This window comes from Luteimonas granuli, assembly GCF_007795095.1.
Classification (GTDB): domain Bacteria; phylum Pseudomonadota; class Gammaproteobacteria; order Xanthomonadales; family Xanthomonadaceae; genus Luteimonas; species Luteimonas granuli.
Genome location: NZ_CP042218.1, coordinates 738747 through 759893 on the forward strand (window position 1 = coordinate 738747; position 21147 = coordinate 759893).

The following is a 21147-nucleotide window of genomic DNA, read 5'->3' on the forward strand; positions in this document are numbered from 1 at the left end:
GCGGCGAGGCCGCAAGATTACTTGATTGTCGCCAGCCTGCCCTGCGCCAGGGCATAGACTTCCGGCGAGCGCTGGCGCGACGCCGCCGGCTTGCGGATCGCGACCTTCGCGTACCGCCGGCGCAGTTCGCGCACGTAATCGTCGAAACCCGTCCCGTGGAACAGCTTGATCAGGAAGGCGCCGCCCGGACGCAGGTGCCGGTCGGCGAAGTCCATCGCAAGCTCGGCCAGGTACATGGCCCGGGGCTGGTCGACGGCATTCACACCACTCTTGTTGGGGGCCATGTCGGACAAGACAAGGTCCACCGGCGCACCGTCGAGCATCGATTCAAGCGCCGACAGCACCGCATCGTCCCGGAAATCGCCATGGAGGAACTCGACGCCGGCCAGCGGCGGCATGTCCAGGATGTCCATCGCGACCACCCGGCCGCTGTCGCCCAGCTCCTGGCGGACCCACTGCGACCAGCCCCCGGGGGCCGCGCCGAGATCCACCACGGTCATGCCCGGCCTGAGCAGGCGATCGCGGGCCACCAGCTCCTGGAGCTTGTACGCCGCCCGCGAGCGCATGCCTTCGGCCTGCGCCTTCTTCACGAAGGGGTCGGCGAAGTGTTCCTGGAGCCAACGATGGCTGCTTTTACTGCGGGTGGCCATCGCGGAGCGCGGCGGGTGCGGGACGCCATGATACCCTGCACATCCCTACGGACCCTGACTGCAGCCCCGATGATCGTCGAGCTCACCCCCGCCCAGAACCGCTTCCTGCGCGGACAGGCCCATGGGCTCAAGGCGATGCTCCAGGTCGGCGGCAAGGGCATCACCGACGCCCTGGTCGCCGAGGTCGACGGTGCGCTGGAACACCACGAGCTGATCAAGGTGAAGGTGGCCGCGGCCGACCGCGTCGAGCGCGAGGCCCTGATCGGCGCGCTGGCGGCGCGCAGCGGCGCCGCGCTGGTGCAGCGCATCGGCCATGTCGCCGTGCTCTACCGCCCCAACCGCGAGAAGCGCCAGATCGTCCTGCCGCGGGCCTGAGGCGCAGGAGGAAACACCTTGGACCTCGTCCACGAACGCCCCGACTACGACTATGTGCTGCGCGGCGCCGATGGCCGCTCGGCGCTGGTGAACGATCGTCGTCTGAGGGCGAGCTTCATCATCGCGCCGGATCGCCTGGTGGAGGCCTGGGAAGTCGGCCCGGCCACCGCGATCACGCCGGCCCAGCTGGAGCCCCTGCTTGCCCTGGACCCGGAGCTGGTGCTGCTGGGCACGGGCGAAGCGCAGGGCTTCCCGCCGCCGCAGGCCATGGCGGCCTGCCTGACGCGGGGGATCGGCCTCGAGGCCATGACCAACGCCGCCGCGGCCCGCACCTTCAACGTGCTCGCCAGCGAGGGCCGGCGCGTGGTGGCGGGCTTCATCCTCGCCGGCGACTGAATTCCCGCTGCCGCGCAAGCATGGCGCGGCGGGTGCCTGCGCTCAGCGCTGCGGCAGGTAGCGCATCGGATCGACCGGCTTGCCGTTGTAGCGGATCTCGAAGTGCAGCATGTCGCGGTCCGCGCCCGTCCGGCCCATCTCGGCGATCTGCTGGCCGGCGCGGACGCGTTCGCCTTCGGACACCATGCGACTGCGGTTGTGGCCGTAGGCGGACAGCCACTGCTCGTCGTGCTTGATGATGACCAGCTCGCCGTAGCCGACCAGGCCGGAGCCGGAATACACGATCACACCATCGCCGGCCGCCCGCACCGGCTGCCCGGCGCTGCCGGCCAGGCCGATGCCCTGGCGGGTGGGATCGTCCTCGGCATAGCGGCTGACCAGCAGCCCGTCGGCGGGCCAGCGCCATGGCACCGCGCTCTGGACCGGCGCCGGACCCGTGGGCTTCGGCGGCGTCTTCGTGGGCTGCACCGTGCGGCCGCTGCTGTCGGTGGACGCCCGGGCGGCGCCGGCGGCCGTTGCGCTGCGGCCCGCGGTCGCCCCGGAGCGACGCGCGGCCGCGGACGAGGGATGCAGCCGCAGCGTCTGGCCCGGATAGATGGTGTAGGGCGGCTGGATGCCGTTCCACACCGCCAGGTCCAGCGGGCTGATGCCATTGCTCATCGCCAGCCGGTAGAGGGTGTCGCCCCGGCGCACCGTGACCGTCTGTCCCGGCCTCGGCGTGGACGTGCGCGCGCTGCCGCTTTCGCGGTAGACCTTGCTCGTGCCGCAGCCGGCGAGCACCAGCATCGCGGCGACGGCGGGAACCAGGGCGATGCGGGCGAGGCGACGGATCGGGGGCATGCGCGGAAAGACCTCCATGGACTGCGGACGGGTGGCTCAGCCGGCGAACCGCTGCCAGAGCTGCTGCACGGCCAGTCCGCCACCGCCGATCAGCACGCTGAAATACAGCATCGTGCCGATCGTGGCCAGATGGCCCAGCAGCACCGCGCCGCCGTCGCGCTGGATGAAGCCCACAGCGTAGAGCAGCAGTGCGATCCCCGGCAGCGTGTTGCTGAACGGGACGAATCCGAACGGCGCCATCAGCAGCAGCGCGGCGAGGATGAAAGCGAGATTGTTGAACACCCCCTGCGCGCGACCGTCCACCAGCAGGGCCAGGCGGTGCGGGCGGCTCACGCGCTCGAGCCGGCGCACCCAGGACATGCCGCTGACGAGGGCGGGGCGGAGGCGGTCGGCCGGCAGCGGACGCCGGGCCAGTCGCCGCGGCAGCCACAGCGGCCGACCGGACAGCCGGCTGATGCCGACCAGCAGGATCGCCGCACCGAACACCGTGCTCACCCCCGGGATCGACACCGGGATGAGGAACACCAGGGTCAGCAGGATCGAGAGCACCAGCAGGCCCTCGTCGCCGATCACGCCGAGCAGCTCGCCCAGGCTCATCGAGCCGCTGGGCAGCCGCGCGATCACCGCCTCCAGCTGGACCCGCAGGGAGACCTCGCCGGCGGGACCCGAAGGGGGCAATGGTGCCGGCATGCTCAGTCGACCAGTCCGGACAGGAGCGGCACGAACGCGACGCTGGCCAGCGTGTCCTGGGTGATCCGGCCCTCGACGTCCTTGCGCAGGCGCAGCAGCGACTGTCCGCCGCCTGCGCCCACCGGTGCGACGAGGGTGCCGCCCGGAGCGAGCTGCGCGGTCAGCGCATCGACCAGGGCCGGCGCGCCGGCGGTCACCAGGATGCCGTCGAACGGTGCTTCTTCCGGCCAGCCCACGCGGCCGTCGTCATGCTTGCTGCGCACGTTGAGGCCCAGTGAGCGGAAGCGCTTGCGTGCGATCCGCAGCAGGTCGCCGATGCGTTCCACGGTATAGACCTCCAGGCCGAGGGCGGCGAGGATCGCGGCCTGGTAGCCGGAGCCGGTGCCGACCTCGAGCACGCGCCGCGGCTGCGCGCCGCCGTCGAACAGCGCCTCGGTCATCTTCGCCACCACCCACGGCTGGGAGATGGTCTGACCGTGGCCGATCGGCAGCGCGGTGTCCTCGTAGGCGCGGGTGGCCAGGGCCTCGTCGACGAACAGGTGCCGCGGCACGGTGCGGATGGCGTTGAGCACGCGTTCGTCGGCGATGCCGTTGCCGCGCAGGCGCTCGATCAGCCGGTCGCGGACGCGCTGCGAGGTCATGCCCACGCCCAGGGCTTCGGGCTGGAGGCGGATCCGCGGCGTCATGCCGTCGCCCCGTTGCGAAGGGCCTCCTCCAGGCCACCGACCCATGCAGCGACCTGGTCCAGGGCCTGGTAGCGCGTCAGATCGACCTGGATGGGCGTGATCGAAATGTGCCGGGTGCGGATGGCGTGGAAATCGGTGCCGGGGCCGGAGTCCTGCTCCGGGCCGGAGGCGCCGATCCACCAGAAGTGGCGTCCGCGCGGATCCTGTGCCGGGACGCAGGCTTCGGCGCGGTGCCGGTTGCCCAGGCGCGTGACCTCGAAGCCCTCGACTTCGGCCCACGGGATGTCGGGCACGTTGACGTTGAGAATGGTGTCCGCGGGCAGCGGATCCGCGCGCAGCCGGGCCACGATCTCGACCGCGGCGCGCGCGGCGGTCCCGTAGTGCAGGCCGACGTGGTCGCGGGTGGCCAGCGACACCGCCACCGCGGGCAGGCCGAGGAAGCGGCCTTCCATCGCCGCGGCGACGGTGCCGGAATAGATCACGTCGTCGCCGAGGTTGGCGGTGTTGTTGATGCCCGAGACCACGATGTCCGGCTCGCCCTCGAGCATGCCGGTGATTGCGACGTGGACGCAGTCGGTCGGCGTGCCATGCACGCGCCAGGTGGTCGCGTCCATCTGCACGGCCTGCAGCGGCAGGTCGAGGGTGAGCGAATTGCTGGCACCGGAGCGGTCGCGATCCGGCGCGACGACGATCACCTCATGGCCGGCGGTACGCAGGCCTTCGGCGAGCGCGCGGATGCCGGGGGCGTCGACGCCGTCGTCGTTGCTAACGAGGATTTTCATTGCGTTCATGATAACGGAAGGCGACGGCGGCGGCCCGCCGCGCTAGGCTTCCACCATGTCGGGTACAGATGGAAAACGCGACGACGACGACGATGCGGCACTGTTCCGCGCCGCCGTCGGTCCGGTGCGCGAGCTGCCGTCCGCACCCGAGCCTCCACGGCGTCCGGCGCCGCGACCGCGGGCGCGCATGGCCGAACGCGACGAGGCGCAGGCACGCGAAGACTTCCGACTGGGCCGCGGCGAGGCCTTCGCCATCGGTCGCGGCGACGTGCTTGCCTACCGGCGGGACCAGGTTCCGCCGCGCATGCTCAAGCGGCTGTCACAGGGGCTGTATGCGGCCCAGGACGAGCTCGACCTGCACCATGCGGATGCCGCGGCGGCGGAAACACTCCTGCGCCGCTTCCTGGCCGGGGCGCTCGACGCAGGCCACGGCTGTGTGCGCGTCGTGCATGGCAAGGGAATCAATTCCACCGACAGCCTGCCGGTGCTGAAAAACGTGGTCGACCGGATCCTTCGCCAGCGTGCGGACGTACTGGCGTTCCACTCCGCGCCGCCGGCCCAGGGAGGGACCGGCGCGGTGCTGGTCCTGCTGGCGCGGCGCTGAGCTACTGGACGTCCGGCTCGTCGGGCGGGCCGACAGCAAGGCGCTTCAGAGGCGGATTGAGCCAGTGCACGCGCACGCCTCGACGGCGCGCCACGTGCTCGACCGCCGCCACGTAGGCCGTGTCGGTCGTCACCTCGTCGGGTGCCTGGTACGGCTGCGGTGCGGCGGACGCCATGCCCCCGCTGCTCGCGCAGCCGGCGAGGACCATCGCGGGGATCGCCGACAGGACCACTCTGGACATCGCTTTCATGGGTCACCTCCCTCGGATGCGCGCCGGCGCCACCGGCGCACACCACATCTATACCCGCGGATGAACCCTTTCCAGTGCCCGCCCGGCATTTTCCGACGGGCGGGCCGCTCAGTCCGGCTGGCGATCGGCGACCTCGCCGAGCTCCGCCAGCACGGCGGTCGCGTAGGCTCCTGCCGGCAGCGAGAAATCCAGCGCGAGGACATCGTCCGCCAGCCACCGCCAGGCCAGTCCCTCCGGTCGGAGACGGGTCGCGCGCCGCTCCTGCCTCAGGCCCGCGGCCTCCAGGCCGGCGCGAAGCGCCAGGCTGTCCGCATCCGCGAGCGCCGCCAGTTCCAGCGCCCTCGCCTCGCCGTCGCTGCGCGGATCGCCGCGGCCCCACAGCGGCGCGGTGGGATGGATGTCGAAGGCCGCGAGCCGCGCCGCGAGCGCCACGCTCCAGGGTTCCGGACCGAAGACGCTGCGGCTGCCGTCGAGCATCCACGCCTCGCCCTCCAGGCCGCGGTCCCAGCTGCCGTCCGCCACCCGCGCGGCGAGCACCCGGTTGAACAGGGCGGACCGGGCGGCCGACAGCAGCAGGGCGCGCTCGTCGCGGCGCACGCGCAGCCCGGCGAACATGCGCCGCGCCCTGTCGACGTTTCCGCCGCCGTGACCGAAACGCTGTGCGCCGAACCCGTTCGGCACCCCGCGCTCGGCGATGGCCCGCAGGCGCGCGTCGATCGCCGCGGCATCGCCTTCGACCCCGCGCAGCACCAGCACGAACCGGTTGCCGGCGAGTGCGCCGCGCGGCAGCTTGCGGGCGTGCCTGGCCTGCCCGAGCACGCGCAGCGACTGGCCGGTGGCCGGGTCGTCGCGCTCGAGCGCGGCGATGTCGGGCGCCTCGCGCCCGGGCAGTTGCAGGCTGAAGCGCTGGCGGGTGACGGCATGGCGGTCCTTGAGCCCCGCGTAGCCGATCGCACGCTCGTCCACGCCTGCCCAGTCCGCCAGCAGGCGGGCGACGAAGGCGGTGTTCATGCCGCGCTTCTCGATCGTCAGCAGCAGGTGCTCGCCGGCGCCGCTGGCGGCGAAGCCGTCGATCTCGGTGACATCGAAATCCTCGGGCGTGGTCCGGATCCGGGCGCGCAGCACCGGCGCACCGTGGGCGCGCGGCAGGTCGGCCGCGTTTCCTTCCTTCCCGGCCCCGGCCGGGCCGCGGGTATCGCCCGGACCGGCGTTCACGCCGTCACGAGCAGGCAGACCGCCTGCGCGGCGATGCCCTCCTCGCGGCCGATGAAGCCGAGGCGTTCGCTGGTGGTGGCCTTGACGCTGATCGCGTCCAGCGCCACGCCGAGGTCGGCGGCGATCGCCTCGCGCATCGCCAGGGCGTGCGGGCCGACCTTCGGCCGCTCGCAGACCACGGTCGCATCGGCATTGCCCACCTTCCAGCCGCGCTCCGCGGCCAAGGCAGCGCAGTGGCGCAGCAGCACTCGGCTGTCGGCGCCCTTCCAGCGCGCGTCCGAAGGCGGGAAATGCACGCCGATGTCGCCCAGCGCCAGCGCGCCGAGGATCGCGTCGCAGAGTGCGTGCAGGATCACGTCCCCGTCGCTGTGCGCGACCAGGCCGCGGTCGTGCGGCACGCGCACGCCGCCGAGCATCACGTGGTCGCCGTCGCCAAAGGCGTGGACGTCGTAGCCCTGGCCGATGCGGATGTTCATTCGCCTTCCTCCATCGTCCGGCGCGCGAGCAGGAACTCGAAGTACGCCAGGTCGGCCGGCGTGGTCACCTTGATGTTGTCGGCGGCGCCCTCGACCAGCAGCGGGCGCAGGCCCTGGCGCTCCATGGCCATGGCCTCGTCGGTGACCTCGATGGCGTCCGCCGCGGCGGCCTCCAGCGCGCGCCCGAGCTGCAGGCGGCGGAACAGCTGCGGCGTCAGCGCGCGCCACAGGCGCTCGCGGGGCTCGGTGCCGTCGATGCCGCCGTCGTCCCCGGCGCGCTTGAGGGTGTCGCGCACGGGCGTGGCCAGGATCGCTCCGACCGGGTCCTCGCGGCCGCGCTCCAGCAGCGCCGCCAGGTCGGCCTTGCGGAGGTTGGGGCGCGCCGCGTCGTGCACCAGGACGAAGCCGTCGGCGCGCACCTCGTCGGGCAGCGCGGCCAGGCCGGCAAGCACCGACCGGGCACGGGTGTCGCCGCCGGTGCAGGTGATGACCGGACGGCCGCTGCCGTCGCTCCAGCCCCGCCAGCGCGCGTCGTCCGGCGCGAGTACGACGACCGCACCCTTCACGCCCGGATGCGCGAACAGCGCGCGCAGGCTGTGCACGACCAGGGGCTCGCCCGCCACCTCGAGATACTGCTTCGGCACGTCGCCGCCAAAGCGCGCGCCGCGCCCGGCGGCGGGAACCACGGCCCAGGTCATCGCTCCACTCCATCGTTCCCGCGGGCCTCGCCGGGCGCCGCCTGCGGCGCACGCTCGACCACGCGGTAGAAGGTCTCGCCCGGCCGGATCATGCCGAGCTCGGCCCGCGCGCGCTCCTCGATCGCGGCCTCGCCGGACTTGAGGTCGGCGACCTCGGCGGCGAGCGCCGCGTTGCGTTCGCGCAGGCCCTCGTTCTGCCGCGCCTGCTGCTCGACCTGTGCCTGGAGCGCGGCCACCTCGCCGTTGCCGCCGCTGCCGAACCACAGCCGGTACTGCAGCCACGCCAGCAGCGCGACCAGCACCACCAGCACGATCCGCAGCGTGCGCATGCCCCGTCCGTCAGCGCTTCAGCGAAACGAAGGCGTCGCGGCCGGCGAAGCGCGCCTTCGCGCCCAGCGATTCCTCGATGCGCAGCAGCTGGTTGTACTTCGCCACGCGGTCGCTGCGGCACAGCGAACCGGTCTTGATCTGGGTGGCCGTGGTCGCCACGGCGATGTCCGCGATGGTGGTGTCCTCGGTCTCGCCCGAACGGTGCGAGACCACCGCGGCGTAGCCGGCGGCATCGGCCATGGCGATGGCCTCCAGCGTCTCGGTCAGGGTGCCGATCTGGTTGACCTTGATCAGGATGGCGTTGGCGGTGCCGCTGTCGATGCCCTGGCGGAAGATCGCCGGATTGGTCACGAACAGATCGTCGCCCACCAGCTGCACGCGGTCGCCCAGGCGCTGCGTCAGCAGCTTCCAGCCGTCCCAGTCGGCCTCGGCCATACCATCCTCGATGGTCACGATGGGGTACTGGTCGCACCACGAGGCGAGGAAATCGGTGAACTGTTCGGCCGTCAGGCGCCTGCCCTCGCCGACGAGGTGGTACTTGCCGTTGTCGTGGAACTCGCTGGACGCGACGTCGAGGCCGAGCAGGATATCGTCGCCGGCGCGGTAGCCGGCCTTGCCGATCGCCTCGAGGATGGTGTCGAGCGCCTCGACGTTGCTGCGCAGGTCAGGCGCGAAGCCACCCTCGTCGCCGACCGCCGTCGACAGGCCGTGACCCTTCAACACCGACTTCAGCGCGTGGAAGATCTCGGTGCCCGCGCGCAGGCTCTCGGAGAAGGATTCGAAGCCCACCGGCAGGATCATGAATTCCTGCAGGTCGACGTTGTTGTCGGCGTGGGCGCCGCCGTTGATGATGTTCATCATCGGCACCGGCAGGACCGGCGCGCGATCGCCGGCCAGCAGCTGCCAGAGCGGGATCCGGCGCGAGGCCGCCATCGCGTGCGCCGCCGCCATCGAAACGCCCAGCAGCGCATTCGCGCCCAGGCGGCCCTTGTTGTCGGTGCCGTCGAGGTCGATGAGGCGCCTGTCCAGGCCGGCCTGGTCGGCGGCGTCGAAGCCCTTCAGCGCCTCGGCGATCGCGCCGTTGACGTGGGCCACCGCGCGGGTCACGCCCTTGCCCAGGTAGCGGGTCTTGTCGCCGTCACGCAGCTCCACCGCCTCGCGGGTCCCGGTCGAGGCCCCCGAGGGCACCATGGCCCGGCCGAACGCGCCGTCGACGAGGGTCACCTCGGCCTCGAGCGTGGGATTGCCCCGGCTGTCGAGGATTTCACGGGCATGGATGCTGGAGATATTGGTCATGGTCTCGCTTTGTCGCTTCGTGGGTGGGACTGCGGGAAGAGCATTTTCTGCCACGGATCTACGCGAACGAGCGCGGGTCTGCACGGATAGAGCAGATGCATGAGTGGGTCGTGGCGGCCTGATGCGGCGCTTGTTCACCTGTATCTGTTCTATCCGCGCGAATCCGCGTGATCCGTGTCATCCGTGGTACCGCCTCTAAAGGTCGTTCTCGAGGAAGCCCGAACGCTTGGTCACCGCATCGAGTTCGAGCAGGGTCTCGAGCAGCGCGCGCATCTTCGGCAGCGGCCATGCGTTGGGGCCGTCGCTGAGCGCCTTCGCCGGGTCCGGGTGGGTTTCCATGAACACGCCGGAGACGCCCACGGCGATCGCGGCGCGCGCCAGCACCGGCACGAATTCGCGCTGCCCCCCGCTGGACGTGCCCTGCCCGCCGGGCAGCTGCACCGAATGGGTGGCGTCGAAGACCACGGGGCAGCCGGTGTCGCGCATCACTGCCAGCGAACGCATGTCGCTGACCAGGTTGTTGTAGCCGAAGCTGGCGCCACGCTCGCAGACCATGATCTGCGGGTTGCCGGTCGACTTCGCCTTCTCGACCACGGGCTTCATGTCCCAGGGCGAGAGGAACTGGCCCTTCTTGATGTTCACCGGCTTGCCGGCCGAGCACACCTTGCGGATGAAGTCGGTCTGGCGCACCAGGAATGCGGGCGTCTGCAGCACGTCCACCACCGATGCGACCTCGTCCATCGGCGTGTACTCGTGCACGTCGGTGAGCACCGGCACGCCGATCTGGCGCTTCACCTCGCCCAGCACGCGCAGGCCCTCCTCCATGCCCGGGCCGCGGAAGGCGGTGCCGGAGGTGCGGTTGGCCTTGTCGAAGCTCGACTTGAAGATGAAGTTGATACCCAGCGCCGAAGTGATTTCCTTCAGCTGGCCGGCGACATCGAGCTGCAATTGCTCGCTCTCGACCACGCAGGGCCCGGCGATCAGGAAAAACGGCTGGTCCAACCCGATTTCAAAGCCACAGAGGTTCATGAAAAAGCCTTTTTTGCCACGGATTTACGCGGATCAAAACGAATTTGCGCGGATAGGGCAAACGCGGGTGCAATGGAAAGAGCAGGTGCGGCCGAAGGTGCCGCAAACCATTCCAGCCCTGTTCTATCCGTGCAAATCCGTGCACATCCGCGCAGATCCGTGGCAAGGCTCTTCACGCCGTCGCCTCCTTCAGCAGCTTGCCGCCGGCCTTGCGCTCGCGCGCGGCGCGGACGAAGCCGACGAACAGCGGATGGCCGTTGCGCGGAGTGGACAGGAATTCCGGATGCGCCTGGCACGCGATGAACCAGGGATGGTCGGCCAGCTCCACCATCTCCACCAGCAGGTCGTCCATCGACTTGGCGCTGATCACCAGGCCGGCGTCCTCGAGCTGGGTGCGGTAGCGGTTGTTGAACTCGTAGCGGTGGCGATGGCGCTCGGCGACCACGTCCCTGCCGTACAGCTCGCGGGCCTTCGTGCCCGGCTTCAGGCGCTGCTCCTGCAGTCCCAGGCGCATGGTGCCCCCGAGGTCGCTGTCCTCGCCGCGGCGCTCGACTTCGCCTGCCTTGGTGCGCCACTCGGTGATCAGGCCGATCACCGGATGCGGGGTCTGGCGGTCGTTCTCGGTGCTGTTGGCACCCTCCAGGCCGGCCAGGTTGCGGGCGACGTCGACCACCGCCGCCTGCATGCCATAGCAGATGCCGAAGTACGGCAGGCCGGTCTCGCGCGCGTGCTTCGAGGTCAGCACCTTGCCTTCGAAGCCGCGGTCGCCGAAGCCCCCCGGCACCAGCACGCCATCGACGCCGGCCAGCGTGGCCGCGGCGCCGTCGCGCTCGACGTCCTGCGACTCCACCCACTTCAGGTGCACGCGCGTGCGCTGGCGGATGCCGCCGTGGCGCAGGGCCTCGGCCACCGATTTGTAGGCGTCCTTGTGGTCGACGTACTTGCCGACGACCGCGATCGTGACCTCGTCGATGGGATGCTCGGTGGCGTCCACCACGGCCTCCCATTCGGACAGGTCGGCCTCGGGCGCGGCCCGGTCGGCCAGGCGCAGGCGCTCGAGGACGAAGGCGTCCAGGCCCTGGCTGTGCTGCCAGGCCGGGATCTTGTAGATGTTGTCCAGGTCGACGACCGAGATCACCGCCTTCTCGGAGACGTTGGTGAACAGGGCGATCTTGCGGCGCTCGCTGTCGGGCAGCGGCTGCTCGCTGCGGCACAGCAGCACGTCGGGCTGGATGCCGATCGAGCGCAGTTCCTTGACCGAATGCTGGGTCGGCTTGGTCTTGAGTTCGCCGGCAGCGGCGATGTACGGCACCAGCGTCAGGTGCATGAACAGGGCCTTCTCCGGCCCCCGCTCGGTGCGGATCTGGCGGATCGCCTCCAGGAAGGGCAGCGACTCGATGTCGCCCACGGTGCCGCCGATCTCCACCAGGGCCACGTCGAAGCCCTGGGTGGCGGTGTCGATGCAGCGCTTGATCTCGTCGGTGATGTGCGGGATCACCTGCACCGTGGCGCCCAGGTAGTCGCCGCGGCGCTCCTTGCGGATCACGCTCTCGTAGATCTTGCCGGTGGTGATCGAGTTCTTCCCCGACAGGCGCACGTTGACGAAGCGCTCGTAGTGGCCGAGGTCGAGGTCGGTCTCGGCACCGTCGTCGGTGACGTAGACCTCGCCGTGCTGGAACGGGCTCATGGTGCCCGGGTCGACGTTGATGTAGGGGTCGAGCTTCATCATCGTCACCCGCAGGCCGCGGGCTTCGAGGATGGCCGCGAGCGACGCCGCCGAAATGCCCTTGCCTAGCGAGGACACCACGCCGCCGGTGACGAAGATCAGGGGAGTCATGGATCGTGCTGCCGCAGGAAAGCCATAGTCTAGCGGCTGGTGGTTGCAGGGGCGACCTTGACATCGCCGCCCGGGCCGCCCCGAGTCCGATCGCGGCTGTAGCCGCTCCCACAAACCGCCCTGTAGGAGCGGCTACAGCCGCGAAGGGCTCAGCGTGACACCGGCCGCAGCCCCTGCATCACCCGCGAGAACAGGCCACGGGCACCCGCCTGGGCGGGGGATTCCGGCGTGGCCTGCGCGGCGTCGCGGCCCTGGAAGGTCCCCACGACCACCCCCAGGGCCTCGCGCCAGCGCGCCATCAGCGCCTCGTCGGCTTCGGGATCGGCCTCCTCCACCACCTTGAGCAGGCTCGCGACCCAGTCCTTGTACAGCGCCGCGGGCACCGGGCAGCGGCCGCCACTGGCATGGACCGCGGCCATCTCGTTGATCCCCCGGTCCACCACCCTGCTGCCCCCGGCGTGGAAGATCGCCATGGTGATGCCGCGGCGCAGGGCGAGGCGCTGCTTGCTGAAGTCGGTGTGGGCGAACATCGCCGGCACCTCGGGGTTGCTGGCCAGGAACACGTCGTAGAAGCGACCGATGAACTCCTTGTCGCGCAGGCAGCGCCCGTAGCTCTGGTGCAGGTCGGCGTAGGGGTCGGTCACTGCGGTGTCCACGGGGGCGCTCTCCGGAAGTCGGGGCTTCGATCTTCGGCGGTCCGCGCGGGGCGGGGCTTGATTCCGGTCAACATCCGCCTTGACCCGACCCTGCCGCGCCGCCATTCTGGCCGGCTCCCGCCCTTCCGCCGTGCCGCCACGCGAATGAGCTCCCGCTACGACGCCGCCGACATCGAAGTCCTGTCCGGCCTGGATCCGGTCAAGCGCCGGCCCGGCATGTACACCGACACCTCGCGCCCCAACCACCTGGCGCAGGAAGTGGTCGACAACGCCGTGGACGAGGCCCTGGCAGGCCACGCGCGCGCGATCGCGGTGACCCTGTTCAAGGACGGGAGCTGCGAGGTCTCCGACGACGGCCGCGGCATGCCGGTCGACATCCATCCGGAGGAAAAGGTCCCCGGCGTCGAGTTGATCCTCACCCGCCTGCACGCCGGCGGGAAGTTCAGCAACCGCAACTACGCCTTCTCCGGCGGCCTGCACGGCGTGGGGGTGAGCGTGGTCAACGCGCTCTCGACCCTGGTGGAAGTCCACATCAAGCGCGAGGGCAACGAATACCGCATGACCTTCCGCGACGGCGACGTGGCCAGTCCGCTCGAGGTCGTGGGCACCGTCGGCCGGCGCAACACCGGCACCCGGCTGCGCTTCTGGGCCGACCCGAAATACTTCGACACGCCGAAATTCAGCCTCCGCGCGCTGCGCCACCTGCTGCGCGCCAAGGCGGTGCTGGCGCCGGGCCTGACGGTCACCCTCTTCGACGAGGCCACCGGCGAACGCGACGAATGGCACTACGCCGACGGCCTGCGCGACTACCTTGCCGGCGCGCTCGCGGGCCGCGAGCCGCTGCCGCCCGAACTGTTCCTCGGCAGCCTGAAGAAGGACACCGAGATCGTGGAATGGGCCGCCGCCTGGATCCCGGAAGGCGAACTGGTGCAGGAAAGCTACGTCAACCTGATCCCGACGCCACAGCACGGCACCCACGTCAACGGCCTGCGCTCGGGCTTCACCGACGCGCTGCGCAAGTTCTGCGAGTTCCGCAGCCTGCTGCCGCGCGGCGTGAAGCTCGCGCCTGAAGATGTCTGGGATCGGGTCAGCTTCGTGCTCAGCCTGAAGATGACCGACCCGCAGTTCAGCGGCCAGACCAAGGAGCGGCTGAGCTCACGCCAGGCCGCCGGCTTCATCGAGGGTGCGGCCGAGGACGCGTTCACGCTCTGGCTCAACAGCCACGTCGAGCTGGGCGAGAGGATCGCGCAGCTCGCCATCGACCGCGCCAGCGCGCGGCTGAAGACCGAGAAGCAGATCGTCCGCAAGAAGGTGACCCAGGGGCCGGCGCTGCCGGGCAAGCTCGCCGACTGCATCAGCCAGGACCTGTCGCGGACCGAGCTGTTCCTGGTCGAGGGCGACTCCGCCGGCGGCAGCGCCAGGCAGGCGCGCGACAAGGATTTCCAGGCGATCCTGCCGCTGCGCGGCAAGATCCTGAACACCTGGGAGGTCGCCTCGGGCGGCGTGCTCGCCTCCCAGGAAGTGCACGACCTGGCGGTCGCCATCGGCTGCGACCCCGGCAAGGACGACATCTCCGGCCTGCGCTACGGCAAGGTGGTGATCCTGGCCGATGCCGACTCCGACGGCCTGCACATCGCCACCCTGCTGGCGGCGCTGTTCCTGCGCCACTTCCCGGCGCTGGTACGCGCCGGACACATCTTCGTGGCCATGCCGCCGCTGTACCGCGTGGACGTGGGCAAGCAGGTGTTCTATGCGCTCGACGAGGAGGAAAAGCGCCTGCTGCTGGAGAAGATCCAGCGCGAGAAGATCAAGGGCGCGGTCAACGTCACCCGCTTCAAGGGCCTCGGCGAGATGAACCCGCCGCAGCTGCGCGAGTCCACGATCCACCCCGACACCCGCCGCCTGGTCCAGCTGACCGTCGACGATCCCGAGCAGACGCGCGCGCTGATGGACATGCTGCTGGCGAAGAAGCGCGCGTCCGACCGCAAGTCCTGGCTCGAGGAGAAGGGCGACCTGGCGTCGCTCGAGGTCTGACGCCCCGGCGGCGGCGACGGCCTCAGGCGCCGACGCGGATCCGCTCGGCGCCCATGTCGTCCACGGGCCGCACCTCGATGCTGCCGTAGCGGTACCAGGGGAAGTCGCGGGCGATGCGCATCGCCTCCTCGGGATCGCGTGCGTTGACGAGGTTGAACCCGGCCAGGATCTCCCGCGTCTCGGCGAACGGTCCGTCGGTGATCCGCACTCCGCCATCGCGCTCGCGCAGGGTGCGCGCGCGGTCCACCGGCTGCAGCTTCTGCGCCAGGACCAGGGTGCCTTCGGCCTGCAGCCGGTCGGCGTGGCGGATGCAGTCGCGCATCAGCGCGTCGTACTCCGCCGCGGGAAGCGCGCCGAGCAGGGCTTCATCGATATAGATCACGAGCAGGAACTGCATGGCGGTGGTCGTCGGGCCGGGGGCTCCATGATGCCAAAGCCGCGCACCGGCCGCGTCCGCCGGGCGGATGCGCCGGACTGTCGATCCGCGCGGCCCTGGCTCGTCGGCATGGGTGAAGGCCCCGATGCCCGGGGCCACGCGGAGAAACGCCATGAAGGTCATGGTCCTGGTCAAGGCCGACGCCGAGACCGAAGCCGGCCGCATGCCCACCGAAGGGGGAGATGCGCGCCATGGGCGAATTCAACGAACGACTGGTCGAAGCCGGGATCATGCTCGCAGGCGAAGGCCTGCACCCCAGCAGCCGGGGGCGCCGCGTGCGCTTCGATCCGGGCGGGCGCCACACCGTCATCGACGGTCCGTTCGCCGAGGCCCGCGAGCTGCTCGGGGGCTACTGGATGTGGCAGGTGCGCTCGCTGGACGAAGCCACCGAATGGATCAAGCGCGCGCCCTTCCCTCCGGGCGCCGAGCTGGAGCTGCGGCCGGTCATGGGCATGGACGACTTCGGCGAGGCCTTCACCCCCGAACTCCGGGCGCGCGAGCAGCACCTGCGCGAACTCACCGGCAGCAGCGACTGACGCCGTGCCACCAGTACCCCGCCCGGGGTTGTCGCCCGGGTCCGGCGATGGTGTGATCGCTGGCATGGACGCGGACACGCTGCGCCGGACCCTCGACACGCTCTGGCGGATGGAGTCGCCGGGGCTGATCGCGCGCCTGGCGCGGCAGCTGGGCGACATCGGCCGCGCCGAGGAGCTGGTGCAGGACAGCTGGGTCGCCGCGCTCCAGCGCTGGCCCGCCGACGGCCTGCCCGACAACCCGGCCGCATGGCTGGCGACGACGGCGCGCAACCGCGGCATCGACGAACTCCGCCACCGCGCGCAGGCGCGGGAGAAGCTCGAACTCTGGTCGCATGAGGTGGAACCCCCGCCCATGGCCGCACCCGACGACAGCGATGCGCTCGAAGACGACATCGGCGACGACCTGCTGCGGCTGATGTTCGTGGCCTGCCACCCGGTGCTGGCCGCGGATGCCCGGGTGGCTCTGACCCTGCGCCTGCTCGGCGGCCTGTCCACCGACGAGATCGCCCGCGCCTTCCTGGTGCCGACGGCCACCGTCGCCCAGCGCATCGTGCGCGCCAAGCGCACACTGGCCGACCGTCAGGTGCCCTTCGAGATCCCCCGCCACGACGCGCTGGGCGCGCGGCTGGAGTCGGTGCTCGAAGTGGTCTACCTGGTGTTCAACGAGGGCTACGCGGCCAGCAAGGGCGACGACTGGCTGCGGCCGGCGCTCTGCGAGGAGGCGCTGCGCCTGGGTCGCATCCTCGCCCACCGGCTGCCGGAGCAGCCCGCGGCGCACGGCCTGCTCGCCCTGATGGAACTGCAGGCGTCGCGCAGCGCCGCACGGGTGGCGGCCGACGGCAGCGCGGTCCTGCTGCCCGACCAGGACCGGCAGCGCTGGGACCGGACGCAGATCGCACGCGGACGGGCGGCGCTGCGGCGCGCGCTGGCGCTCGGTGGGGACGACGACCGCTACGTGCTGCAGGCGGCCATCGCCGAGTGCCACGCGACCGCCCGCCGCCACGAGGACACCGACTGGCCGCGGATCGCGGAGCTGTACAGCGTGCTCGCCCACCACCATCCGTCACCGGTGGTGGAACTCAACCGCGTGGTCGCCGTGGCGCAGGCGGACGGAGCCGCTCCGGCCTGGGTGCTGCTGCAGCCGCTGTTCGACGATGCGCGCCTGCGGGATTACGCGCCCTTGTGGGCGGTGCGCGGCGACCTGTTGCAGAAACTGGGCCGCCCGGCCGAGGCCGGGGACGCTTTCATCCGCGCCGCAGGCCTGAGCGCGAACACACGGGAGCGCGCGGTGCTGCAGGCACGCGCGGCCGCGCTGGGATGACCCGGCACAGCGGACGCGCGACTACTCCGACAGGGCGGCCTCGAGCAGCGCCCGTAGCACCGGTTGCAGACGGCGGGCCAGGGCCTCGTCCCATCCGGTCGTGGCCTCGTCCATGTAGCAGCGCTGGCTGATCTCGAGCTGGACGGCCTCGACGCCGAGCTCGGGGCGGCCGTAGTGGCGGGTGATGTGGCCGCCCTTGAAGCGGCCGTTGGCGACCCAGTCGTAGCTGTCCTGCGCCGCCAGCACCAGGCCCAGGCGCCTGGCCAGCTCTGGCGAACAGCTGCCGCCGCCGGCGGTGCCGAGGTTGAGGTCCGGCAGGCGGCCCGGGAACAGCCAGGGCAGCTCGCCCCGGATGGAATGGCCCTCCCAGAGCACCACGCGGCCATGCTCCGCGCGCAGCCGCTCGAGCTCGGCGCGCAGCGCGGCGTGGTAGGGCCGCCAGTAGCGGTCCACCCGCGCGACCACCTCCTCCGGCGTGGGCTCGGCGCCCTCGAGGTACACCGGTCCGCCGTCGAACCGCCGCACCGGGCACAGGCCGGTGGTGTTCTGTCCGGGATACAGCGAGGTGTCGTCCTCGGCGCGGTTGAGGTCGACCACGTAGCGCGAGTGTGCCGGCACCAGGATCGATGCGCCCAGCTCGCGGGCGAAACCGTACAGGCGCGCCACGTGCCAGTCGGTGTCCGGGACGCGCCGCGCCTCCGCGGTGAACCGGGTGGCGATGTCGTCGGGGACCCGGGTCCCGTCATGCGGAAGGCTGACGAGGAGGGGCGCGCTGCCGCGGTGCAGGGTGAACGTGTCCATGCCGGTGATGCTACCCGCTCAGCGCAGCAGCACGATCTCTTCGGCGCTGGTGGGGTGGATGGCGACGGTCGCGTGGAAGTCGGCGAGCGTCGCGCCCATCTTCACCGCCACCGCGAAGCCCTGCAGGATCTCGTCCGCGGCCTCGCCCACCAGGTGCAGGCCGACCACGCGCTTTTCCGCGCCCACGCAGACGGCCTTGAACATGCTGTGCTGCTGCACGTCGGCCAGCGCGTGCAGCATCGGCCGGAACGTGGTGCGGTGGCAGCTGACCGCTTCGTCGCCGAAGCGCAGGCGGGCCTCGGCCTCGGTCAGGCCGACCCTGCCCAGCGGCGGGTGCGAGAACACCACGGTGGGCACGTCGGCATGGTCGATGCACGCGTCGGGCTGGCCACCGAAGACGCGGTCCATCAGCCGCCGCGCCTCGGCGATCGCCACCGGCGTCAATGCAAGGCGCCCGGTCACGTCGCCGACGGCATACACGCCCGCGGCACTGGTGGACTGGAACCCGTCCACCTGCACGCGACCGTCGGCATCGGTGCGCACGCCGGCGGCTTCCAGGCCCAGGCCGTCGGTGTTCGGCCGCCGCCCGGTGGCGAAGATGACGGCGTCGAAGGGATTGCCCGCGTCCCCGCCCCGTTCCCGCAGGCGCACGCCGCCTTCGCAGGCTTCCAGCGCGGCCACCGGATAGCCGAAGTGCAGCGCGATGCCGGCCTGGTGCATGTTGCCCTGCAGGCGCTCCACCACCTCCGGGTCGAAGCCCTTGAGCAGGGCGTCGCCGCGCACGAACAGCTCGACCTGGCTGCCCAGCCCCTGCAGCACGCCGGCCAGCTCCACGCCGATGTAGCCGCCGCCGACGATCGCCACCCGCGCAGGCGCCTCGCCGAGCGCGAAGAAACCGTCGGAATCGATGCCCAGCTCCGCGCCGGGGATGTCCGGGCGCACCGGCCGGCCGCCGGTGGCGACCAGGACGTGCTTCGCCTCCACCTCGGTGCCATCGTCGCATTCCACCATGCCTTTGCCGGCCAGGCGGCCGCGCGCGGGCAGCAGGACGATGCCGGCCTCGTCCAGGCGCCGGCGGTAGCTGGCATGGATGTTGGCGATGTAGCGCTGGCGGCTGGCGACGAGCTGCGCCCAGTCCGGACGGGCCGGTTCGACCGGAAAACCCAGGGCCGCCGCCAGGCCGATGCGGGCACCGAGGTCGGCGGCCAGCCACATCGCCTTCTTGGGCACGCAGCCGACGTTGACGCAGGTCCCGCCGAGTTCGCCCGGCTCCAGCAGCGCGACCCGCGCCCCGTGCCCGGCGGCGCGGAAGGCACCGGCCAGGCCTCCCGAGCCGCCGCCCACGACGACGAGGTCGACGTGGATGCGGCGGGCCGAGTTCACCGGAAGCGCTCGGGCGAATACGGCGCGGGATCGATCCTCGTCTCGCGCCCGCAGATCAGGTCGGCGACGAGCTGGCCGGTGGAGGGGCTCATGCTGACGCCCATCATGCCGTGGCCGGTCGCGACCCAGGCGTGGCGGCGTCCCGGGACCCGGCCGATGATCGGCACGTCGTCGATGCTCAATGGACGCCAGCCGTACCACTCCTCGTGCTTCACGGGGCCGACGGGCTCGTGCAGGAAGGTGGCCGCGCCGCGCTCAAGGGCGTCGAGCCGGCGCCGGTTCAGGCTGGTGCTGTAGCCGGAGAACTCCATGGTGCTGCCCAGGCGGTAGCCGCTGTCCCAGACGGTGACGCAGACGCTGGGCTCGTGCAGCACCACCGGCCGGCGCGGCGCCAACGCGGGCCGATCGTAGGTGATCGAATAGCCCTTGCCCGGCTGCACCGGCAGCGCGCCAAGGCCGGCGGAGCGCATCAGCGTGGGCGACCATGCACCGGTGGCGAACACCACCTCGCGCGCGCGGATGCGGCCGCGGCTGCCGTACACGACCACGCCATCGGCGTCCTCGTCGACGCCCTGCACCTCCCAGCCCTCCTCGATCCCGCCGCCGAGCGCGAGAAGCGAGCGGGCCATGCCCGCGACATAGCGGTCGGGGCGCAGGCGGGCGTCGCCCGGGAAGCGGAGCGTGGCGTGGATGCCCGGCCTGAACGCCGGGTCCTGGCGCTCGTAGTCGGCGCCGGCGATGACTTCGGCCGGGATCCCGACGGCTGCCAGGTGCGGGATGTCGCGCGCGGCGATGTCGAACTCGCGCGCGGTCCGGAAGACGTAGTCCACGCCCTCCTCCGCATACTCGGCGTCCGGCGCGTGCCGCGCGACCCAGGCCGCGTAGGTCTGGATCGAGTCGTTGAGGATGGCGGCCCTCGGCACCAGCGCCGACCGCCAGTCGCGCAGGTTGCAGCGCCGGGCGAAGCCCAGCATCCAGCGCCAGAGCCCCGGGTCCAGCCGCGGCGCGACGTAGAAGGGCGCGTCGGGCGTCAGCATCCAGCGCATCGCCCGGGCGATGGTGCCCGGCGCCGCCAGCGGCGCCGCGTGGCTGGGCGTCAGCGTGCCGCAGTTGCCGTGCGAACTGCCGCTGCCGATGGTGCTCGCCTCGAGCACGCGCACGCTGCGCCCGGCCTCCAGCAGCGCCAGCGCGCTGCAGAGGCCGATGACGCCGGCACCCACCACGACCACATCGACCTGTTCGTCCATGGCGGAAGTGTAGCGGCGCGCAGCGCGGTCAGTCAGCCTTGCCGGCGTCGGCGTCGTGGCCGTGGTCGTGGCCGCCGTCGCCATGCACGTGGCCGTGCTCGATCTCGACCTGCTGCGCCTCGCGCACCTCGACGATCTCGATGTCGAAGTGCAGGTCCTTCCCGGCCATCGGATGGTTGAGGTCGACGTCGACCACGCTCATGCCCACCTTCTGGATGGTCACCGCGCGCGGGCCGAAGTTGGTGTTCAGCACCACCTGCTGGCCGACGCCGAGCTTCTGGCCGCCGAAGTGCTTCTTCGGGACGCGCTGGCTCAGGCCGTCGCGGCGCTCGCCGTAGGCCTCGGCGGCGGGAACCTCGGCGGAGAAGCTGTCGCCGGCGGCGCGCCCTTCCATCGCCTTCTCCAGGCCGGGAATGATGTTGCCATGGCCCATGAGGATGGCCAGCGGTTCGCCGCGGTCCTTCGAGCTCTCGACCGGCTCGCCGCCCTGCTCGGAGACGGTGTAGTGGAAGCGGACGACGCGGTCTTTCTCGATCTTCATGGGCAATGGGTCCGTTGGCGCGGCGCGCGGCCGCTTGT

General features: G+C 71.3%; 25 protein-coding genes and 1 pseudogene. 6 read left to right on the forward strand and 20 right to left on the reverse strand.

Going from position 1 to position 21147, the window contains the following annotated elements; genetic code table 11:
* Positions 1-17 precede the first annotated feature (17 nt).
* The gene (gene rlmE / locus FPZ22_RS03325; protein WP_144890306.1) at positions 18-650 is read right to left on the reverse strand and encodes a 23S rRNA (uridine(2552)-2'-O)-methyltransferase RlmE; all 633 of its coding nucleotides are present in this window, start codon (positions 648-650) and stop codon (positions 18-20) included.
* A gap of 69 nt (positions 651-719) precedes the next feature.
* Between rlmE and yhbY the strand changes: the two genes are divergently transcribed.
* Together yhbY and FPZ22_RS03335 are read left to right on the forward strand one after the other, a co-directional pair.
* Positions 720-1025, forward strand: a complete 306-nt coding sequence (gene yhbY, locus FPZ22_RS03330; RefSeq protein ID WP_144890309.1) for a ribosome assembly RNA-binding protein YhbY — start codon at positions 720-722, stop codon at positions 1023-1025.
* An 18-nt stretch (positions 1026-1043) separates the two neighbouring features.
* On the forward strand, positions 1044-1421 hold the full coding sequence (locus FPZ22_RS03335; RefSeq protein WP_144890311.1) for an Mth938-like domain-containing protein: 378 nt from the start codon (positions 1044-1046) through the stop codon (positions 1419-1421).
* 42 nt (positions 1422-1463) lie between these two features.
* Here the strand turns inward: FPZ22_RS03335 and FPZ22_RS03340 are convergent, their stop codons facing one another.
* Genes FPZ22_RS03340 through surE form a run of 4 tightly spaced genes read right to left on the reverse strand, consistent with a single transcriptional unit; the run spans position 1464 to position 4419 of the window.
* A complete protein-coding gene (locus FPZ22_RS03340; RefSeq protein WP_144890314.1) occupies positions 1464-2261 on the reverse strand; it encodes a peptidoglycan DD-metalloendopeptidase family protein in 798 nt (265 codons plus the stop codon).
* Positions 2262-2297: 36 nt separating this feature from the next.
* The gene (locus FPZ22_RS03345) at positions 2298-2939 is read right to left on the reverse strand and encodes an exopolysaccharide biosynthesis protein (RefSeq protein WP_246120919.1); all 642 of its coding nucleotides are present in this window, start codon (positions 2937-2939) and stop codon (positions 2298-2300) included.
* Positions 2940-2953: 14 nt separating this feature from the next.
* Complete coding sequence (locus tag FPZ22_RS03350; protein WP_144890320.1) at positions 2954-3637, reverse strand: protein-L-isoaspartate(D-aspartate) O-methyltransferase; 684 nt, start codon at positions 3635-3637, stop codon at positions 2954-2956.
* Positions 3634-4419, reverse strand: coding sequence for a 5'/3'-nucleotidase SurE (gene surE / locus FPZ22_RS03355; RefSeq protein ID WP_144890323.1), 786 nt, complete (start codon positions 4417-4419; stop codon positions 3634-3636). The genes FPZ22_RS03350 and surE overlap by 4 nt, the downstream gene beginning before the upstream one ends.
* A gap of 55 nt (positions 4420-4474) precedes the next feature.
* Here surE and FPZ22_RS03360 point away from each other — a divergent pair, with 55 nt between their 5' ends.
* Positions 4475-5023, forward strand: a complete 549-nt coding sequence (locus FPZ22_RS03360) for a Smr/MutS family protein (RefSeq protein ID WP_144890325.1) — start codon at positions 4475-4477, stop codon at positions 5021-5023.
* A 1-nt stretch (position 5024) separates the two neighbouring features.
* Here FPZ22_RS03360 and FPZ22_RS03365 read toward each other — a convergent pair whose 3' ends face one another.
* The 10 genes from FPZ22_RS03365 to FPZ22_RS03410 form a co-directional block, all read right to left on the reverse strand.
* Positions 5025-5273: a hypothetical protein gene (locus FPZ22_RS03365; protein ID WP_144890326.1), complete on the reverse strand. Its 249-nt coding sequence runs from the start codon at positions 5271-5273 to the stop codon at positions 5025-5027.
* Positions 5274-5381: 108 nt separating this feature from the next.
* Positions 5382-6422, reverse strand: coding sequence for a tRNA pseudouridine(13) synthase TruD (truD, locus tag FPZ22_RS03370; RefSeq protein WP_144893891.1), 1041 nt, complete (start codon positions 6420-6422; stop codon positions 5382-5384).
* Positions 6423-6484: 62 nt separating this feature from the next.
* Positions 6485-6964, reverse strand: coding sequence for a 2-C-methyl-D-erythritol 2,4-cyclodiphosphate synthase (ispF, locus tag FPZ22_RS03375; RefSeq protein ID WP_144890329.1), 480 nt, complete (start codon positions 6962-6964; stop codon positions 6485-6487).
* The gene (gene ispD, locus FPZ22_RS03380; RefSeq protein ID WP_144890332.1) at positions 6961-7662 is read right to left on the reverse strand and encodes a 2-C-methyl-D-erythritol 4-phosphate cytidylyltransferase; all 702 of its coding nucleotides are present in this window, start codon (positions 7660-7662) and stop codon (positions 6961-6963) included. Before ispD ends, ispF begins: the two co-directional genes overlap by 4 nt.
* Positions 7659-7991 (reverse strand): cell division protein FtsB, encoded by a 333-nt coding sequence (gene ftsB, locus FPZ22_RS03385; protein ID WP_144890334.1) that lies wholly within the window; start codon positions 7989-7991, stop codon positions 7659-7661. The genes ispD and ftsB overlap by 4 nt, the downstream gene beginning before the upstream one ends.
* Positions 7992-8001: 10 nt before the next feature.
* A complete protein-coding gene (gene eno, locus FPZ22_RS03390; RefSeq protein ID WP_144890337.1) occupies positions 8002-9288 on the reverse strand; it encodes a phosphopyruvate hydratase in 1287 nt (428 codons plus the stop codon).
* A gap of 195 nt (positions 9289-9483) precedes the next feature.
* Complete coding sequence (gene kdsA / locus FPZ22_RS03395) at positions 9484-10317, reverse strand: 3-deoxy-8-phosphooctulonate synthase (RefSeq protein WP_144890340.1); 834 nt, start codon at positions 10315-10317, stop codon at positions 9484-9486.
* Positions 10314-10493: a hypothetical protein gene (locus FPZ22_RS03400; protein ID WP_144890343.1), complete on the reverse strand. Its 180-nt coding sequence runs from the start codon at positions 10491-10493 to the stop codon at positions 10314-10316. The genes kdsA and FPZ22_RS03400 overlap by 4 nt, the downstream gene beginning before the upstream one ends.
* Positions 10490-12154, reverse strand: coding sequence for a CTP synthase (locus tag FPZ22_RS03405; protein ID WP_144890345.1), 1665 nt, complete (start codon positions 12152-12154; stop codon positions 10490-10492). Before FPZ22_RS03405 ends, FPZ22_RS03400 begins: the two co-directional genes overlap by 4 nt.
* 149 nt (positions 12155-12303) lie before the next feature.
* Positions 12304-12810 (reverse strand): globin, encoded by a 507-nt coding sequence (locus FPZ22_RS03410; RefSeq protein ID WP_210412699.1) that lies wholly within the window; start codon positions 12808-12810, stop codon positions 12304-12306.
* A 144-nt stretch (positions 12811-12954) separates the two neighbouring features.
* On the opposite strand from FPZ22_RS03410, the gene parE reads away from it, so the two are divergent.
* The gene (parE, locus tag FPZ22_RS03415; RefSeq protein ID WP_144890348.1) at positions 12955-14844 is read left to right on the forward strand and encodes a DNA topoisomerase IV subunit B; all 1890 of its coding nucleotides are present in this window, start codon (positions 12955-12957) and stop codon (positions 14842-14844) included.
* A gap of 22 nt (positions 14845-14866) precedes the next feature.
* Here the strand turns inward: parE and FPZ22_RS03420 are convergent, their stop codons facing one another.
* Positions 14867-15241 (reverse strand): YciI family protein, encoded by a 375-nt coding sequence (locus FPZ22_RS03420; RefSeq protein ID WP_144890351.1) that lies wholly within the window; start codon positions 15239-15241, stop codon positions 14867-14869.
* A gap of 151 nt (positions 15242-15392) precedes the next feature.
* Here FPZ22_RS03420 and FPZ22_RS03425 point away from each other — a divergent pair.
* A pseudogene (locus tag FPZ22_RS03425) lies at positions 15393-15816 on the forward strand (YciI family protein).
* A gap of 64 nt (positions 15817-15880) precedes the next feature.
* A complete protein-coding gene (locus FPZ22_RS03430) occupies positions 15881-17137 on the forward strand; it encodes an RNA polymerase sigma factor (protein ID WP_246120920.1) in 1257 nt (418 codons plus the stop codon).
* A gap of 21 nt (positions 17138-17158) precedes the next feature.
* Here the strand turns inward: FPZ22_RS03430 and hutG are convergent, their stop codons facing one another.
* The 4 genes from hutG to FPZ22_RS03450 are packed head-to-tail and all read right to left on the reverse strand — an operon-like array spanning position 17159 to position 21109.
* Positions 17159-17938: an N-formylglutamate deformylase gene (gene hutG, locus FPZ22_RS03435; RefSeq protein WP_144890354.1), complete on the reverse strand. Its 780-nt coding sequence runs from the start codon at positions 17936-17938 to the stop codon at positions 17159-17161.
* An 18-nt stretch (positions 17939-17956) separates the two neighbouring features.
* Positions 17957-19321: a glutathione-disulfide reductase gene (gene gorA, locus FPZ22_RS03440; RefSeq protein ID WP_246120921.1), complete on the reverse strand. Its 1365-nt coding sequence runs from the start codon at positions 19319-19321 to the stop codon at positions 17957-17959.
* The gene (locus FPZ22_RS03445; RefSeq protein ID WP_144890357.1) at positions 19318-20568 is read right to left on the reverse strand and encodes an NAD(P)/FAD-dependent oxidoreductase; all 1251 of its coding nucleotides are present in this window, start codon (positions 20566-20568) and stop codon (positions 19318-19320) included. The genes gorA and FPZ22_RS03445 overlap by 4 nt, the downstream gene beginning before the upstream one ends.
* Before the next feature lie 28 nt (positions 20569-20596).
* Positions 20597-21109 (reverse strand): FKBP-type peptidyl-prolyl cis-trans isomerase, encoded by a 513-nt coding sequence (locus FPZ22_RS03450; protein ID WP_144890360.1) that lies wholly within the window; start codon positions 21107-21109, stop codon positions 20597-20599.
* Positions 21110-21147: the final 38 nt, after the last annotated feature.

Bases quoted from the DNA above. Each gene is read 5' to 3' on its own strand.
- rlmE (WP_144890306.1), bottom strand. From the start codon at position 650: ATGGCCACCCGCAGTAAAAGCAGCCATCGTTGGCTCCAGGAACACTTC.
- yhbY (WP_144890309.1), top strand. From the start codon at position 720: ATGATCGTCGAGCTCACCCCCGCCCAGAACCGCTTCCTGCGCGGACAG.
- FPZ22_RS03340 (WP_144890314.1), bottom strand. From the start codon at position 2,261: ATGCCCCCGATCCGTCGCCTCGCCCGCATCGCCCTGGTTCCCGCCGTC.
- FPZ22_RS03350 (WP_144890320.1), bottom strand. From the start codon at position 3,637: ATGACGCCGCGGATCCGCCTCCAGCCCGAAGCCCTGGGCGTGGGCATG.
- surE (WP_144890323.1), bottom strand. From the start codon at position 4,419: ATGAAAATCCTCGTTAGCAACGACGACGGCGTCGACGCCCCCGGCATC.
- FPZ22_RS03360 (WP_144890325.1), top strand. From the start codon at position 4,475: ATGTCGGGTACAGATGGAAAACGCGACGACGACGACGATGCGGCACTG.
- FPZ22_RS03365 (WP_144890326.1), bottom strand. From the start codon at position 5,273: ATGAAAGCGATGTCCAGAGTGGTCCTGTCGGCGATCCCCGCGATGGTC.
- ispF (WP_144890329.1), bottom strand. From the start codon at position 6,964: ATGAACATCCGCATCGGCCAGGGCTACGACGTCCACGCCTTTGGCGAC.
- ispD (WP_144890332.1), bottom strand. From the start codon at position 7,662: ATGACCTGGGCCGTGGTTCCCGCCGCCGGGCGCGGCGCGCGCTTTGGC.
- ftsB (WP_144890334.1), bottom strand. From the start codon at position 7,991: ATGCGCACGCTGCGGATCGTGCTGGTGGTGCTGGTCGCGCTGCTGGCG.
- eno (WP_144890337.1), bottom strand. From the start codon at position 9,288: ATGACCAATATCTCCAGCATCCATGCCCGTGAAATCCTCGACAGCCGG.
- kdsA (WP_144890340.1), bottom strand. From the start codon at position 10,317: ATGAACCTCTGTGGCTTTGAAATCGGGTTGGACCAGCCGTTTTTCCTG.
- FPZ22_RS03405 (WP_144890345.1), bottom strand. From the start codon at position 12,154: ATGACTCCCCTGATCTTCGTCACCGGCGGCGTGGTGTCCTCGCTAGGC.
- parE (WP_144890348.1), top strand. From the start codon at position 12,955: ATGAGCTCCCGCTACGACGCCGCCGACATCGAAGTCCTGTCCGGCCTG.
- FPZ22_RS03420 (WP_144890351.1), bottom strand. From the start codon at position 15,241: ATGCAGTTCCTGCTCGTGATCTATATCGATGAAGCCCTGCTCGGCGCG.
- FPZ22_RS03430 (WP_246120920.1), top strand. From the start codon at position 15,881: ATGGACGCGGACACGCTGCGCCGGACCCTCGACACGCTCTGGCGGATG.
- hutG (WP_144890354.1), bottom strand. From the start codon at position 17,938: ATGGACACGTTCACCCTGCACCGCGGCAGCGCGCCCCTCCTCGTCAGC.
- FPZ22_RS03445 (WP_144890357.1), bottom strand. From the start codon at position 20,568: ATGGACGAACAGGTCGATGTGGTCGTGGTGGGTGCCGGCGTCATCGGC.
- FPZ22_RS03450 (WP_144890360.1), bottom strand. From the start codon at position 21,109: ATGAAGATCGAGAAAGACCGCGTCGTCCGCTTCCACTACACCGTCTCC.